Here is a 16,092-nt window from a genome sequence, read left to right on the forward strand (position 1 = left end):
TATAATCTATAGTTAGTTAATACTTATTCTATAGAAGAGTGGTAAGTACATTTTCTCCCCAAGATCAAGATTATACAAATGAAGATTTAAATCAACCCTCGAAAGAAGGAAGATTTGGGAAATATGGGGGTCAATATGTTCCTGAAACACTAATGCCTGCTCTTTTTGAGCTTGAAACAGCTGCATCAAATGCATGGAAAGATAAACTTTTTGTAAAAGAATTAAATCATCTACTTAAGACTTATGTAGGAAGAGAAACACCACTTTATGAAGCCAAAAGACTTACTGAACATTACAAAACTAAAAAAGCAACTTCAAGAATATGGCTTAAAAGAGAAGATTTAAATCATACTGGTGCTCACAAAATTAATAATGCCCTTGGCCAAGCTTTATTAGCAATAAGAATGGGTAAAAAAAGGATAATTGCAGAGACTGGAGCAGGTCAGCATGGAGTCGCAACGGCTACTGTTTGTGCGAGGTTCGGCTTGAAATGTATTATCTATATGGGTGCCGAAGACATAAAAAGGCAATCCCTCAACGTCTTTAGGATGAAACTGCTAGGAGCTGAAGTTAATGTTGTAAATTCTGGCACTGCAACTCTTAAGGATGCCACTAGTGAAGCTATTAGAGATTGGGTTTCTAATGTCGAAACTACACACTACATATTAGGATCCGTTGCGGGGCCACACCCTTTCCCAAAAATTGTGCGAGATTTTCATGCAGTTATAGGAGTAGAGACTAAAAAACAATGTATGGAATCGTTTGGATCATTACCCGATATTTTACTTGCTTGTGTAGGTGGGGGATCAAATGCAATGGGCCTTTTCCATCCTTTCGTTAAAGAAAGATCTGTACGCCTAATTGGGGTTGAAGCTGCAGGAAGCGGAGTTGATAGTGACCAACATGCTGCAACCATCACTAAAGGGTCAGTTGGAATTTTGCATGGATCAATGAGTCTTCTTTTACAAGATGATAATGGCCAAGTACAAGAAGCCCACTCAATAAGTGCAGGTTTAGATTACCCTGGAGTAGGGCCTGAACATAGCCATTTAAAAGATATAGGGAGAGCAGAATATGGATCGGTTACAGATCAAGAAGCTTTGGATGCTTTGAGAATTGTTAGTGAACTCGAAGGAATTATACCAGCACTTGAAACGTCCCATGCCTTTGCTTGGTTAGATAAATTATGCCCTACTCTTGAGAAAGATACACATATAGTTATCAATTGCTCTGGAAGAGGTGACAAAGATGTTAATACTGTTGCTTCTTCATTAGATATTTAACTAATACCTAGGAATTGATTGGTCAATATATCTACTCCATCCATCAATACCCTCCTCCAAATTCCATATTTCGCTAACAATATTATTATCTAGGGACCATTGACAAAAGTTATAACTTCTTATTCCTGCATGACAGAAAACAACGATTTCTCTGTCTAATAAACCAGCAAATATTTCTTCAACGTATTCAGATGTGACTTTACTAATTGGTAGATGTAAATATTCTTTTGAGAAACGAGCTATTTCCAGCTCTGACTGTTCTCTTACATCAATCAAGACTGGATCTTCTTTCTCAGAATTAAACCAATCATTGAGACAAGAAGCATTGATTAATTTTGGATGATTTCCCAATGGAAAGGCTAAATTATATGTTATTTACAATTTAATAAATTAAGTTGCAGGTGCAAATTTATTGTTAAAAATAAAAATAAACATTGAGAATGAAACTTAAAATAGTAGCAATAATACTATTATTATCCTTATTATTTTTTTTTGGTTTTAAAAAAACTTTTACCAACAAAAATAAGGAGCAAAGTACCAGTATTGATCAACTAAATATATTAAAATATTTACCAGAAGATAATAAATTATTATTCATTTCAAATTTAGATAGTTTTAATATTATCCATAATATTGAGAAAGATAAAAATCCAAAAAATCAAGATAACTTTGTTTTTATAAAAGATTCCATATTAGATTACCTAGGTTTAGATCTAGGCAATAATAAATTAGAAGATATTTATAATAATGAACTTATAATTTCAACTTTTGAGAATAATAAAAAGCTTAAAGATGATATTTTGATAGTTTTTAAAATTAAGTCAGAAAAAAACCTAAATGATATATTGCATCTTTCAACTCAAATTGATCAGACTAATAAAATAGTACCAATTTATAGAGAAAATAAAATAAATTTTCTTAACTTTATATATCAGAGCGAAGATAATTATATTATTGCTTCATCAGATAAGAAATTAATCTTAAATAGTATTAATTCTAGTAATGATATTAAAGAGAAAACATCTCAATATGAGAGAGAACTTTTTGAACTAAAAAACCAAAAAAATATATTATTTTCAAAGGGATTTGATAAAAGTATATTTTTTAATAATGAAAATTTTCCAGACAAAAGTGACGATGTTATAGCTACAACATTTGAATTAAAAAATAAAAATTTAATTTTAAAATCATATTTACTAAATAATAAAAAAAATCTTGGTATTCTTACTTACGATAAACTAATAAATAAAGAGAACACGAATAAAGATAATCCTCAAGTTTCAATTTTTAGTGATATAAAAAGTTTTCACAAATATCTAAACCCTTTAATAAATGATTTTGAAAAAAGTTTTTTTGAAGAGTTTAATCAAAAAGTAAATGAAAATATTTTAATGCTCAATGGAAATAAAGATTGGATTATTACATATGAAAAAAATACTGAAGATCAACTGGATTTAAGTGATATGAAAAAAATAAAAGATTTCAACAAATACACATTGAAACAAAATGAAGCTATTTACTCGATATATTCGAAAGATATTCTTGAAGAAAAAGACGATGTAATCAAACAATTAACTTTTGAAACTATCTATTCAATAGAATCAGCAGGTTTACAAATCATAAGTAATTATTTAATTGATGGTAAAAAATTAGAAACAATATCAAAAAAATTCTTTAATTTAAAAAGTAATAAAGATAAATCTGCTTTTCTTTATGCAAAAGTTGATATCAAGGATGCAAATTTTAACAAAATTGAATATTTTTCTAATCTGGAAGATCTTAATTTTCTCATAAGAAATATTTTAAAAATATCAAATGAAGAATCTCTAGAAATCATAAGACAATATATTCCTGAAAAAAATCCAATTCTTTACAAAGAAATAAGTTTAAAAATACTTTAATAAAGTTATTCAAAGAAGCCTCAAACACAATCAATTTAAATTTTCGTGAAGTTAATAACTTGTGGTTAATTAAAAATTATTTGACTATCTTTAATCTATAATTATTTGATATTGAATTAAGAAATTGGATAGTAACAAACTAATTTTAAAACCAGGATTAGAGGGCGTCCCAGTTACTAATTCATCTATATGTGATATTGACGGCAACAAAGGTAAATTATTATACAGAGGCTACTCCATTGAGGAACTTTCCAAAAAAAGCAGTTTTTTAGAAACTGCTTATCTATTGATTTGGGGTGAATTGCCCACAGCTATTCAACTAAGAGATTTTGAACAAGAAGTTCAGATGCATCGAAGGTTAAGTTTTAGAGTCAGAGATATGATGAAATGTTTCCCTGCAACAGGTCATCCTATGGACGCTCTTCAATCTAGTGCAGCTTCTTTGGGGCTTTTCTATTCGCGTAGAGCAATAGATGATCCTAATTACATATACAACGCTGTGATAAGACTAATAGCAAAAATACCCACTATGATTGCCGCGTTTCAACTTATTAGAAAAGGACAAGACCCTATTCAACCTAGAGATGATTTAACTTACTCATCAAATTTCCTTTACATGCTGACTGAAAAAGAACAAGATCCTATAGCTGCAAAAGTTTTTGATAGATGTTTAATTTTACATGCCGAACATAGTTTAAACGCAAGTACATTTAGCGCTAGAGTGACTGCAAGCACTCTTACAGACCCATACGCGGTCATCGCCTCTGCAGTAGGAACCCTGGCAGGCCCGCTACATGGAGGAGCTAATGAGGATGTAATTGCAATGTTAGAAGAAATCAAAACTCCAGAAAATTCTGCTTCTTTTTTGGATAAGGCGATAAAGAATAAAAGCAAGATTATGGGCTTCGGTCATAGAGAATATAAAGTCAAAGATCCAAGAGCAATAATTCTTCAAAAACTGGCAGAAGAGCTTTTTATTAGATTTGGAGCCGATGAAATGTATGAAGTTGCTAAATCGCTAGAGAAAGAGGCAATACCAAGACTTGGACCTAAGGGCATATTCCCAAACGTGGACTTTTATTCTGGTCTTGTTTATAGAAAACTTGGTATTCCTCGTGATTTATTTACTCCAATTTTTGCCATTTCAAGAGTTGCTGGTTGGTTAGCTCATTGGAGAGAGCAACTTGGAGCAAATAGAATTTTTAGACCATCGCAAATCTATACTGGTTCAGTACCGAGAGGTTGGATCAGCCTTGAAAATAGAGAATAATATTTGCATCTTTTCATAAAAAAACACACATATTGTTTGTGAAGAGTTAATGTATTAAGTAAATAACATCAAAATTTTGGAATACGGATTAGATCTCGAATATAGTTTTAATGAATTCTTAAAAGGTTTTGGCCTTTCTAGCGAAATAGCTCATATAATTTGGCTCCCTCTTCCCATGCTTTTGGTTTTAGTAGCGGCAGTTGTTGGAGTTTTAGTAACAGTTTGGCTTGAAAGAAAAATATCTGCTGCTGCTCAACAAAGAATAGGTCCAGAATATGCAGGAGCGCTTGGCGTACTCCAACCAATTGCAGATGGTCTTAAGTTACTTGTCAAAGAAGATATTATTCCTGCTAAAGCTGATGGAATTCTCTTCACTGCAGGACCTATATTAGTTCTTGTCCCAGTGATTCTATCCTGGCTAATTGTTCCTTTTGGACAAAACCTTTTAATAAGTAACGTTGGTATAGGAATCTTCCTTTGGATTGCTTTAAGTAGTATTCAGCCAATAGGACTGCTTATGAGCGGATATGCGTCTAATAACAAATATTCATTATTAGGAGGATTAAGAGCAGCAGCTCAATCAATAAGTTACGAAATACCTTTAGCTTTATCTGTACTGGCTATCGTACTGATGACAAATTCTCTAAGTACTATTGACATTGTTAACCAACAAAGTGGTGCTGGAATCCTGAGTTGGAATATTTGGAGACAACCAGTTGGTTTTATAGTCTTTTGGATTTGTGCTCTTGCAGAATGTGAAAGACTTCCTTTTGACTTACCTGAAGCTGAAGAAGAATTAGTTGCGGGATATCAAACTGAATATGCAGGGATGAAATTCGCATTGTTCTACCTTGGTAGTTACATTAATTTAATCCTTTCAGCATTATTGGTATCAATACTTTATTTGGGAGGATGGGGTTTTCCTATTCCAGTTGAATTAATAGCTAAATTTGTTAATTTACCCGTTAATGCTCCCTTAATACAGGTTTTCACCGCATCAATAGGAATTGTAATGACCGTAATGAAAGCATATCTTTTGGTTTTCATTGCAATATTATTACGTTGGACAACTCCTAGAGTAAGAATAGATCAACTTTTAGATCTAGGATGGAAGTTTCTTCTTCCAATTTCTCTTGCTAATCTTTTGATAACTGCAGGATTTAAACTTGCTTTACCGCAATTCTTTGGTGGTTAAATTTAAGTAAAAATACTTAAATTTAAAATTAATCCACTAAAATAAAATAACTAAGTAAATTATTCAAAATGAACAATTTCCTTCAACAAATAAATAGCTATATTAAAGAAGCATTTAATGCTGGCAAATATTTATATAATGGTTTATCAGTAACTTTTGACCATCTTCGAAGAAGACCTGTTACTGTTCAATATCCATATGAAAAATTAATCCCTTCTGAAAGATATAGAGGAAGGATACATTATGAATTTGACAAATGTATTGCTTGTGAAGTTTGTGTGAGAGTATGTCCAATAAATCTACCAGTGGTTGATTGGGTAATGAATAAAGAAACCAAAAAAAAGGAACTTAGAAATTATTCAATAGATTTTGGGGTTTGTATATTTTGCGGAAATTGCGTTGAATATTGTCCAACTAATTGTTTATCAATGACCGAAGAATATGAATTAGCTACTTTCGACAGACACAATCTTAATTTCGATAATGTTGCACTTGGTAGACTACCTACAAATGTCACAACAGATCCATCAGTGAAACCTTTAAGAGAGCTTGCCTATCTCCCCAAAGGAGTCATGGACCCTCATGAAATACCAGCCTCAGATAATAGAGTTGGTAAATTACCTGAAGAAGTTTATGATTGGATGAGGTCTGAATCCAATGAAAATAAAGATAAAGTTTCTAATCCAATTAATTAATTTCCTTTAATTTATGTCCATTGCTATAACAACCCAAATTATTTGTTTTACAGTTCTATCTTTTATTGTCCTTATAGGAGCACTTGGTGTTGTATTGCTCGAAAGTATTGTTTATTCAGCCTTTCTTCTTGGAGGGGTTTTCATGAGTGTGGCAGGATTATATCTTCTTTTAAATGCAAGTTTTGTTGCTGCAGCACAAGTTTTAGTTTATGTAGGTGCCGTGAATGTATTAATAATTTTTGCAATAATGCTAGTTAATAAAAAAGAAGATTTAAAGCCCATCAATGACATTAAATCGAGAAGAATCATATCAACATCTATTTGTTTAACCTTACTAAGCCTCTTAATAAGAGTTGATTTGACGAATGTATGGAGCCTATCAAGTCCTCAAAACTCTATAGGAGAAGAATCAACTATTAGAATTGGTGAACATCTATTTAGTGATTATTTACTCCCATTTGAAGTTGCTTCAGTTTTACTTTTAATGGCAATGATTGGAGCTATTGTTTTAGCTAGAAGAGATGTAATGAACGAAGATATTTCAACTGGATTACCTGTTGATCAAGAGTTAATTGAAAAGTCATCAGAACCATTACTTACAAATAAAAACTAACCTTTCAACTTTCTTATGATGCATTTAGAATCAATTCCTATTCAAGCTTTTTTGATAGTATCTTCAGCACTATTTTGTATTGGTATTTGGGGATTATTAAATAGCAGAAATGCAGTCAGAGTTCTTATGAGCATTGAATTAATGCTTAATGCGGTAAATATAAACTTGATGACATTTTCTTCCTATATTGATAATAATTTAATTCAAGGGCAAGTTTTTACAATTTTTGTGATTACTGTTGCTGCCGCAGAAGCAGCAGTTGGATTAGCTATATTGTTATCTCTTTACAGAAATAGGGTGACCGTAGATATGGAAAGTTTTAATTTATTAAAATGGTAGAAGCATTAAATGAACCTTTCATTAGTGCTTATTGTATATCGCTCAGAAAGTTCTATAGCTCTAAAGGCTTCTAAATTCTGTGAAAAAGTCCTCGAAGCTAAAAATATCAAATCAAACAGAATTGCAAGTGATTTTCATAAAGATGAAATTGAAAAATATCTATGTAATTCAGATTATCGACCAGATATTGGAATTGTTCTTGGTGGGGATGGAACCTTCCTGAAATGTGCAAATGCATTAGCGGATTACGATATTCCTTTATTGAGCATTAATATTGGTGGTAATTTGGGGTTTCTTACTCAAAAAAAAGATTTTTTATTTGACAAATCTTTTATTGAAATCCTTGAAAACGAAGACTATATAATTGATTTTCGTAATAGATTAAATTGTAATGTTTATATCAGTGGAACAAGTCTTGAGAAAAAAATTATAAAAAGCTACAACGCATTAAATGATTTTTATTTTAAATCCGTTGAAGAGGATATTTCCCCTACCAACCAAATACAAATTGAAATCGATAACGAGAAAGTCAATGAATATAAAGGTGATGGGTTGATCATATCTACATCTACGGGTTCAACAGCATACTCAATGGCTGCAGGAGGTCCGATTGTACATCCTAGTATAGATGCAATGATAATCAATCCTATATGCCCAATGAGTTTAGCTAGTAGACCAATCGTTATTCCTAATTCAAGTAAGGTAATCGTGAAACCAGTAAAAAAAAGTAAAGGGGAAATTAAATTATGGGGAGACGGTACAAAATGTATGACCATTAAGGCAACTTATTTTTGTGAGATCAAAAAAGGGGGATCGCCATGCAAAATAATAAAGTTTAAAAAAAGCACTAATTATTACAATACTTTAATTAAGAAATTAGATTGGAAAGGTGATTTATCTCTAAAAAATCCAAAAATTTAAATGGCCTTAGAAATAGAAAGAAGATTTCTTGTAAAAAAAGATAATTGGAAAAAATTCATCACAAAAAAAATTTTTATTGAACAAGGATATTTATCAAAAAGTTTAGATGATTGGATAATTAGAATAAGGTTTACAGGTAAAGACTATAAAATTGCATTAAAAAAACATATAGAAAGCTTTACGAACTTTGAATTTGAATACTCTATTCCACGCAAAGATGGTGAAATAATAATGTCAAACCTTTCAAATAAAATAACAAAAGAAAGATTCTTTTTAGAAGTTGAAAACAAATTTTGGATTATAGATTGCTTTAAAGAAAAAAATTATCCACTTGAAATTGCCGAAATTGAACTTTCTAATGAAAAAGAAAATGTAACTCTCCCATCATTCATAGCTCAAGAAATTACTGGGGTTAAACATTACTCCAATTTCAGTCTCGCTAATAAACCTTTTTCACAATGGGAAGAGGACTATTTGACAACTCTCAAAAGAAACTAGTCAAAAGGGCCACTTTTCCTTTATATTTTCTTTATATTTTATATAATTTTTTCTTCTTCAAATGTATGGTCTTTATGACAAAGAAGGAATGTTGAGGTTTGTTGATGCAGACAAAGATGCCTGCATCGCATATGTTGAACTTTTTGAATTAGGCCCTACAAATTATTGTTTAATGGATTTAGCTGATGATACAAAAATAAAGGCTACTAATCTTGATCAGAGTCAGGAAGAGAACAACAATTAAATCCATCTCTACAAATCTTTCCATTATCCATTGCCCAATTCAAAAGTGCCACTCTATTTTTAGAACCTGTTTTTGTAAACATATTACTTACATGATTATCAACAGTTCTTTTACTAATAGTAAGCTTTACAGCAATTTCTTGGTTTGTAAGCCCATCAGCTACGAGATCAATGATTTCCATCTCTCTTGCTGAGAGACCCATCATGTCAATGTTGTTCACATCTTCTTCAACCATTTGCATTTAAACACTTCCTTTTATATATTAATTGAGTTTAGCAATCTCACTACACTTGTTAACTAAGTAGGAAACAAAAGCAATTGAAATCAAAACTTCAGCAGATTTTAGAAAAAAAATCCAAGGTCATAACGGCTGAGTTAATGCCACCCAGAGGTGCAAGCCCCATAAGATCTCTTAAGATAGCACAACTTTTGAAAGATAAGGTACATGCTGTTAACATTACCGACGGAAGCAGGGCGATAATGAGAATGTGCAGTTTGGCAATGTCCAAACTATTACTGGAAAATGGGATAGAACCAATAATGCAAATATCTTGTAGAGATCGTAATAAAATTGCTTTACAATCAGATATTCTTGGAGCAAATGCTTTGGGAATTAAAAACATCTTATGCATTACTGGCGATTCAGTAAAAGCCGGTGATCAACAAGATGCCAAAGCAGTTCACGAGTTCGAGTCAGTTAGATTGCTTGAACAAATTCAATCATTCAATCAAGGAATCGATCCTACTTGTGGAGAACTTTCCGACAAAAAAACTTTTATATTTTCAGGAGCTGCAGCAGATCCAAGTTGCAAAAATCAAAGAAGTTTACAAAATAGAATGAGAAAGAAAAAAGAGGCTGGAGCTAGATTCATACAAACTCAAATGGTTATGGAAAAAGAGAACTTGATTGAATTTTGTGAAAAAATTAGCAACCCTCTCGAAATTCCTGTAATTGCAGGTGTATTTCTCTTAAAGTCTTACAAAAATGCACTCTTTATAAACAAATACGTTCCCGGTGCATACATCCCTGAAAATATTTTAAATCGTCTTAAAGATGCTAAACACCCTTTACAAGAAGGGATACAGATCGCAGCTGAACAAGCTCAAGATTTTATTAATATTGCAGATGGTATTCATCTAATGGCAGTTAAGGCAGAACATTTAATCCCTGAGATTCTTGAAAAAGCTGATCTTAATCTGGAATATTAATCAAATCAGTTCCTAACAATTCTGCCATTGCCTTCTGCTGTGGAGATGGCTCAGTCATGTCAGATCTTCTAGAATCTGTTATCAACCAATCCAAAGATGCATCTTGCAAATCGAAGTGATCTCCATTTTTCCCCACACAGTAACGGCCAAATACTAATTTATCAACAAGTTGAACACCCTTACCAATTTTAGAATAATCAAAAATAATTGAATTATCAATTGTTGCACCTTCGCAAATACAACAACTAGGGCCAATCATTGCAGGGCCAATAATTGTTGCTCCATCTTCTATTCTTGTCATTCCCCCAATATATACTGGCCCAGTAATATCAACTGTATCCCAATTAGCAGCGACATTTAATCCAGTGAAAACTCCTGGTTTAATTTCTTTGCCAGGTATCTCTACTTGTCTTACCTTTCCTTGCAATACGTTACGAATAGCACTCCAATAATCAGGAACTTTTCCAATATCTACCCATTCGAAATCCATTGGTAGTGCATAAAATGGTAAATCCATTTCAACAAGTTTAGGAAAGAGATCAGCACCAATATCAAATTTTTCACCTGATGGTATGAAATTAAAAATTTCAGGTTCAAAAAGATAAATACCTGTATTAATAGAGTCACCTAAAGCTTTATCTACAGAAGGTTTTTCTTGAAACGCCTTTATTCGACCATTATTATCTGAGACCACTACGCCATAACTTGATACTTGATCTCTAGTCACTTTTTTAGTTATTAAACTGGCAATTGCTCCCTTTTCCTTATGTTTCTTAACTGCTTCAGTCAAATCTAAGTCAACTAAAGCATCGCCACATAGGACGACAAAAGTTTCATCAAAGAATTTTTGAAAATCTTGAATTTTTTTTAATCCCCCTGCTGAGCCTAAAGCATCTCCTATTAATTCTCCATCTTCAATTCTACCTTCAAAACTATATGCTATCTCCACACCGAATCTTTGACCATCCCTAAAGTAATTCTCAATTTCTTCAGCGAGGTGAGAGACATTAACCATAATTTCTTTAAAGCCATGCTCTTTTAAGAGTTCCAAAAGAAACTCCATTACAGGTTTTTGTAAAATCGGTATCATTGGTTTTGGAATAATGTGGGTTATGGGCTGAACACGGGTACCTTTTCCTGCCGCAAGTATCATTGCCTTCATGAATACAAAACCTCTTTTTAAAGATTATACGTTATTACTATTAAGCTGCTAAGCAATAGCGGAAGAAGTATTTGTTACCTCAAGATTTTCTATAGGCAATTGAGCTAATGCTCCATCAGGAATTATTCTTTTAATTTGAATTGGGCCATATAACGATTCAATTTGTTTGATTTCAATTTTATTTTCAGATGATAAAAATAACAAAGCCCAAAATACCCCTAGACGATCTTTATCTAAATCATTTTTTACAACTTTTTGCCATTTCTTCACTAAATATTCAAAATCAGTCCACTGCAATGCTTTCTCCCACCCATCAATAAATTTCCCTAATTCTTTAGTAGTTTCTGGCAGTTTCTCGCGATGGGCTAATGATTTTACTTGAGAAATTAAGGCCCTATTAGAATATTTATTATTTCTTTTTCTCTTCATTAGCAGAAGATCTTGGGTTTCTATAACTTCAGCAATCGACTCTAATTGACTTACCAGTTCTCCCAATGTTGTTGTCCTTTGAAGAATTGGTTGTGCTATTGATCTTCTCCTTAAATATTTTTCAGGGTATTTTGGAATATCAAATTCTTGATCAATCCAATCTTGATTATCCACTTCAAAATCATCTTCAAAATCGGACGAATTTTCTTTGAAAACATCAGATTCCAAAACTTGAGCCTTTAAATTTACTAGTACAGAAGCTGCAAAAAATGCCTCGCTTGTCTCAGATAAATCCTTATGATATGAACTTTGACCATTAGAAGTTTTTTCGAAAGTATGTGTGTATTGCTCTAAGAAACTATCAATTACACTTATTACATCAATATCCCATGGATCAAGATCGCCTTTTCCTGCGGCGTCTTGAAGAAACTTAATCAATAATCTAGGTCCTAATTGTTGATTATCAATAGAATTGGGAAAAGAAACTTTAAAATAGCTAATAACTAACCATAAGATATCTTCTTAATTATTTAATGCCAAATAATATTTTATTAATTTTAAAATTATAGTGTTGGAGCTTTTAAGATGCTATTTTTTTTAGTTCCTGCAAAGATTTTAGTTTTAGCAACACTTTTAACAGCATTTAAATCTCTATCAACTAAATTATTAATTGAAGCAAGATAACTTTCAGTAACTAATCTTGGGTACAAACCTATTCCAATTATCGGCAAAAGTAAACAAGCAATTATATAGACTTCCCTAGGCTCTGCATCGATGAGTTTTCGTTCCTCAATTAATTTAGGATTTTCTTTACCAAAGAAAATTTCTCTTAACATAGATAGTAAATAAATAGGAGTAAGTATTACCCCGATAGCAGCTAGAGAGGCCATTAATACTCTAAACGGAAGTGTATAAACTTCATCAGTAACAAATCCTGTGAATACCATTAATTCAGAAACGAATCCACTCATTCCAGGCAAAGCAAGCGAAGCAAGGGAACAAGCAGTCCATAAGGCAAACATGATTCTCATTTTTTGTCCTACACCACTCATTTCATCAAGTTTAAGAGTCTTAGTTCTGTCATAGGTAGCACCAACAAGAAAAAATAAACTAGCTCCAATTAAACCATGACTTACCATTTGGAGCATTGCTCCGCCTGTTCCAAGACTACTAAAACTCCCTATTCCAATAAGAACGAAACCCATATGACTTATTGAACTGTATGCGATTTTTCTTTTAAGGTTTCTTTGAGCAAAAGAAGTTAATGCAGCATAAATTATATTTACTACTCCAAGAACTATTAATAATGGGGCAAATTGAGCATGAGCAAGAGGTAACAATTGTGCATTGAATCGTAGAAGAGCATATCCTCCCATCTTCAATAAAATTCCAGCTAAGAGCATATGAACGGGAGCTGTAGCCTCTCCATGAGCATCTGGAAGCCAAGTATGCAGAGGTACAATTGGGAGTTTGACTCCAAATGCAATTAAGAGGCCTACATAACAGAGTATTTGGAATTTTTGATTAAAATCTTGAGCTGCCAAGTGAGAAAACTCAAAGTTAGGAATTTCTGTACCGTAGAAACCCATAGCCAATGCTGCTAGTAGGATAAAGATAGAGCTGCCAGCTGTATAAATAATAAATTTTGTCGCTGCATATTGTCTGTTTTTGCCACCCCATATAGCCAATAGTAAATAAACTGGGATTAACTCAAGTTCCCAAGTTAAAAAGAATAAAAGCATATCTTGAACTGCGAATACAGCGATTTGACCACCATCCATCACTAATATTAAAAAGAAAAATAATTTTGGTTTAAACTTGACTGGCCATGCAGCTAAAACTGCTAAAGCAGTTATAAAACTAGTTAATAATATTAAAGGCATGGAAATACCATCAGCCCCAACAGACCAAGTAAGTCCTAAATCAGGGAGCCAATTGATATTTTCTTTAAGTTGAACATTGTCATTACTAATATCAAATCCATTGATATATGAACCTACAGTTATTAAAAAAGTTATTAATGCAACAGATAAAGCAAACCATCTAACCTGTTTCCCATCTCCTTTATCTGGGAAAAAAGGTATTACAAACGCACTAACAATTGGGAACAAAATTGAAGCAGATAGCCAAGGAAAAGTGGACAATCCAGCTCCTAAAATTCCTAACATTTGTGTTGCAAAATGTGTAAAAAAATAGTTACTCAATTTAGTAAGAAATTTATCTTAAATAAAGTCTAGAAATTATCTATATTTTTTCATCCCAATAAACAGTGAAGACACACAATTGTAATTAAGTTACCTGGGGAGATTGAAAACCAAATATAGCAACCAATAGAATGACTCCTCCAAAAACAATAAGAGCATAAAATTGAGCTCTACCGGTCTCAAAATATTTTAAACCTTCTCCACTGCCTAAAGTAACAAGTCCAGTAAGATTGACTACACCATCAACAACCTTAGAATCAACCTCTAAGACTTCTTTTGCTAATTTTCTACTCCCTTTAACAAATATTTTTTCATTAATATCATCTAGGTACCATTTATTTGATAAAAATCGATTAATAGTAGGAAACTTTTCTGCAAATAAAATTGACAAATTAATTTTTTTTGCAAAATATGCTTGATAAGCAATAATGATTCCAAATGATGCAATAAGAACTGAAGCGATCGCTAGGGGCAAAAATTCTTTTAATTCGAAAGCTTTGGCTGCAATCTCTGCTTCCTCAGGATCTAGTAAATATCCGAATTTACTATCCCATGGGATTCCAATAAAGCCTATAACTACAGAAGGGACAGCTAGAAAGACCAAAGGAAATGTCATTGACCATGGAGACTCATGAATATAGCCATGATCTTCATTCTCTTCTTCGTGCTCTTCATCTAGAATTACTTTAGAGGCAATTAAAAGATTTTTTTGTAATTCTTTATTCTCCCCTCTAAAATCTCCTTCAAATGTCAAAAAATAAAGCCTAAACATATAAAAAGCAGTCATCCCAGCTGTTAAAAGTCCTACGAACCAAAAAGCAGGAAATGATATAAATGCGTTTCCAAGGATCTCATCTTTACTCCAAAAACCTGCCAATGGAGGAATACCACTAATTGCTACACAACCTATTAAAAATGTTGCTGAGGTAAAAGGCATTTTTTTTCTCAGACCACCCATCAATCTCATATCTTGAGCCAGTACAGGCTGATGCCCTACGACTTCTTCCATAGCATGTATGACCGAACCAGATCCCAAAAATAACATTGCCTTAAAACATGCATGAGTTACCAAATGGAAAATTCCTGCTATTGGAGCTCCACAACCCATTGCAAGCATCATATAACCAAGTTGAGAAACAGTACTGTATGCTAATCCCTTTTTTAAATCCATTTGGGTTAAAGCTATAGAGGCCCCCAAAAAACAAGTAATGGTACCAACTAAAGCAATAATAAACTGTATAGAGGGGAATATTGAATACAAAGGTTGCAGCCGAGCTACTAGAAATATTCCTGCAGCAACCATCGTAGCTGCATGGATCAGAGCAGAAATAGGTGTTGGACCCTCCATCGCATCAGGTAACCATACATGAAGAGGAAACTGTGCAGATTTTGCCATTGGGCCTAAAAAAACCAAAAAACAAAGTAGTAAAGCTGCCCAAATGGGTAGTGAATTATCAGATACTGATTGAGAGACTCCGTTAGCTATTTCATGAAAATCAAAACTATTCGTTGCCCAAAATAAACCAAGAATGCCGAGTAATAATCCGAAATCCCCTACTCTATTAACAACAAATGCTTTTTGGGCAGCGTGGGCAGCACCATCTCTGTCATACCAAAAACCTACCAATAAGTAAGAACACATTCCCACTAATTCCCAAAAAACGTAAATTTCTAATAAATTTGGACTAATTATTAATCCCATCATTGAACTACTAAATAAGGCTAAATATGTAAAAAATCTCACGTAACCTTTGTCATGTGCCATATAACCATGAGAATAAATCATCACAAGCAAAGTTATCGTGGTTACTAAAGCAAGCATTACACTACCCAAAGGATCAAGAACAAAGCCCATTGGGATTGTGAAATCGCCAGCATTAGCCCATACAAATAACTTCTCTACAGACTGATAACCATTAACTTGTTCAATCAAAGCTTTATAACTTATTACGGCAGAAATACCAACGAAAGAGATCAGACCTATAGAAACAATTTCTCTAGAATTATTAATTTTCTTGTTGATGCTTATTAGTCCTAATCCAGAAAGCACGGCTCCAATAAGTGGGAAAACAGGAATTAACCAGGCAATTTCTGAAGCTTGAGGCATTTTTTAAAGAACTTGATATTTA

General features: G+C 32.7%; 17 protein-coding genes. 11 read left to right on the top strand and 6 right to left on the bottom strand.

All coding sequences use genetic code 11. The annotated features are described in order from the left end of the window. Positions 1-38: 38 nt before the first annotated feature. Positions 39-1,283, top strand: coding sequence for a tryptophan synthase subunit beta (trpB, locus tag EU92_RS00965; RefSeq protein ID WP_032514658.1), 1,245 nt, complete (start codon positions 39-41; stop codon positions 1,281-1,283). On the opposite strand, the gene EU92_RS00960 is transcribed toward trpB, so the two are convergent. Further along, the gene (locus EU92_RS00960; protein WP_032514660.1) at positions 1,284-1,634 is read right to left on the bottom strand and encodes a rhodanese-like domain-containing protein; all 351 of its coding nucleotides are present in this window, start codon (positions 1,632-1,634) and stop codon (positions 1,284-1,286) included. It lies immediately after the preceding gene. 89 nt (positions 1,635-1,723) lie between these two features. On the opposite strand from EU92_RS00960, the gene EU92_RS00955 reads away from it, so the two are divergent. The 9 genes from EU92_RS00955 to EU92_RS09615 all read left to right on the top strand — a co-directional run bounded on the left by EU92_RS00955 (position 1,724) and on the right by EU92_RS09615 (position 8,959). Further along, a complete protein-coding gene (locus EU92_RS00955) occupies positions 1,724-3,184 on the top strand; it encodes a hypothetical protein (protein ID WP_032514661.1) in 1,461 nt (486 codons plus the stop codon). 124 nt (positions 3,185-3,308) lie between these two features. Beyond that, positions 3,309-4,454 carry a citrate synthase gene (locus EU92_RS00950; protein WP_032514662.1) on the top strand — a complete coding sequence of 382 codons (1,146 nt, stop codon included), beginning with the start codon at positions 3,309-3,311 and terminating at the stop codon, positions 4,452-4,454. Positions 4,455-4,530: 76 nt separating this feature from the next. Then, positions 4,531-5,649 (top strand): NADH-quinone oxidoreductase subunit NuoH, encoded by a 1,119-nt coding sequence (gene nuoH, locus EU92_RS00945; RefSeq protein ID WP_032514664.1) that lies wholly within the window; start codon positions 4,531-4,533, stop codon positions 5,647-5,649. A 68-nt stretch (positions 5,650-5,717) separates the two neighbouring features. After that, on the top strand, positions 5,718-6,344 hold the full coding sequence (ndhI, locus tag EU92_RS00940) for an NAD(P)H-quinone oxidoreductase subunit I (protein ID WP_032514665.1): 627 nt from the start codon (positions 5,718-5,720) through the stop codon (positions 6,342-6,344). A 13-nt stretch (positions 6,345-6,357) separates the two neighbouring features. Further along, complete coding sequence (locus EU92_RS00935; protein WP_032514667.1) at positions 6,358-6,957, top strand: NADH-quinone oxidoreductase subunit J; 600 nt, start codon at positions 6,358-6,360, stop codon at positions 6,955-6,957. An 18-nt stretch (positions 6,958-6,975) separates the two neighbouring features. Continuing rightward, entirely contained in the window at positions 6,976-7,296 is a 321-nt protein-coding gene (gene nuoK / locus EU92_RS00930; protein WP_032514668.1) for an NADH-quinone oxidoreductase subunit NuoK, read from the top strand. Between the two features lie 9 nt (positions 7,297-7,305). Continuing rightward, a complete protein-coding gene (locus EU92_RS00925) occupies positions 7,306-8,217 on the top strand; it encodes an NAD(+) kinase (protein WP_032514669.1) in 912 nt (303 codons plus the stop codon). Next, on the top strand, positions 8,218-8,715 hold the full coding sequence (locus tag EU92_RS00920; protein WP_032514671.1) for a CYTH domain-containing protein: 498 nt from the start codon (positions 8,218-8,220) through the stop codon (positions 8,713-8,715). Between the two features lie 61 nt (positions 8,716-8,776). Next, on the top strand, positions 8,777-8,959 hold the full coding sequence (locus EU92_RS09615; protein ID WP_032514673.1) for a hypothetical protein: 183 nt from the start codon (positions 8,777-8,779) through the stop codon (positions 8,957-8,959). Here EU92_RS09615 and EU92_RS00915 read toward each other — a convergent pair. After that, positions 8,922-9,200 (bottom strand): helix-turn-helix domain-containing protein, encoded by a 279-nt coding sequence (locus EU92_RS00915; RefSeq protein ID WP_032514674.1) that lies wholly within the window; start codon positions 9,198-9,200, stop codon positions 8,922-8,924. The genes EU92_RS09615 and EU92_RS00915 overlap by 38 nt on opposite strands. A gap of 77 nt (positions 9,201-9,277) precedes the next feature. Here EU92_RS00915 and EU92_RS00910 point away from each other — a divergent pair, with 77 nt between their 5' ends. Further along, the gene (locus EU92_RS00910) at positions 9,278-10,168 is read left to right on the top strand and encodes a methylenetetrahydrofolate reductase (RefSeq protein WP_032514676.1); all 891 of its coding nucleotides are present in this window, start codon (positions 9,278-9,280) and stop codon (positions 10,166-10,168) included. Here the strand turns inward: EU92_RS00910 and EU92_RS00905 are convergent. The 4 genes from EU92_RS00905 to EU92_RS00890 form a co-directional block, all read right to left on the bottom strand. Then, positions 10,152-11,330 carry a nucleotidyltransferase family protein gene (locus EU92_RS00905; RefSeq protein WP_032514677.1) on the bottom strand — a complete coding sequence of 393 codons (1,179 nt, stop codon included), beginning with the start codon at positions 11,328-11,330 and terminating at the stop codon, positions 10,152-10,154. The two genes, EU92_RS00910 and EU92_RS00905, sit on opposite strands and share 17 nt — an antisense overlap. Before the next feature lie 48 nt (positions 11,331-11,378). Further along, complete coding sequence (locus tag EU92_RS00900; protein WP_241432585.1) at positions 11,379-12,197, bottom strand: segregation/condensation protein A; 819 nt, start codon at positions 12,195-12,197, stop codon at positions 11,379-11,381. Between the two features lie 125 nt (positions 12,198-12,322). Beyond that, entirely contained in the window at positions 12,323-13,927 is a 1,605-nt protein-coding gene (locus tag EU92_RS00895) for an NAD(P)H-quinone oxidoreductase subunit 4 (protein ID WP_032514681.1), read from the bottom strand. Between the two features lie 121 nt (positions 13,928-14,048). Further along, a complete protein-coding gene (locus EU92_RS00890) occupies positions 14,049-16,070 on the bottom strand; it encodes an NAD(P)H-quinone oxidoreductase subunit 5 (protein WP_032514682.1) in 2,022 nt (673 codons plus the stop codon). Positions 16,071-16,092 lie beyond the last annotated feature (22 nt).

It is taken from the genome of Prochlorococcus marinus str. MIT 9107 (assembly GCF_000759855.1).
GTDB classification, from domain to species: domain Bacteria; phylum Cyanobacteriota; class Cyanobacteriia; order PCC-6307; family Cyanobiaceae; genus Prochlorococcus_A; species Prochlorococcus_A marinus_N.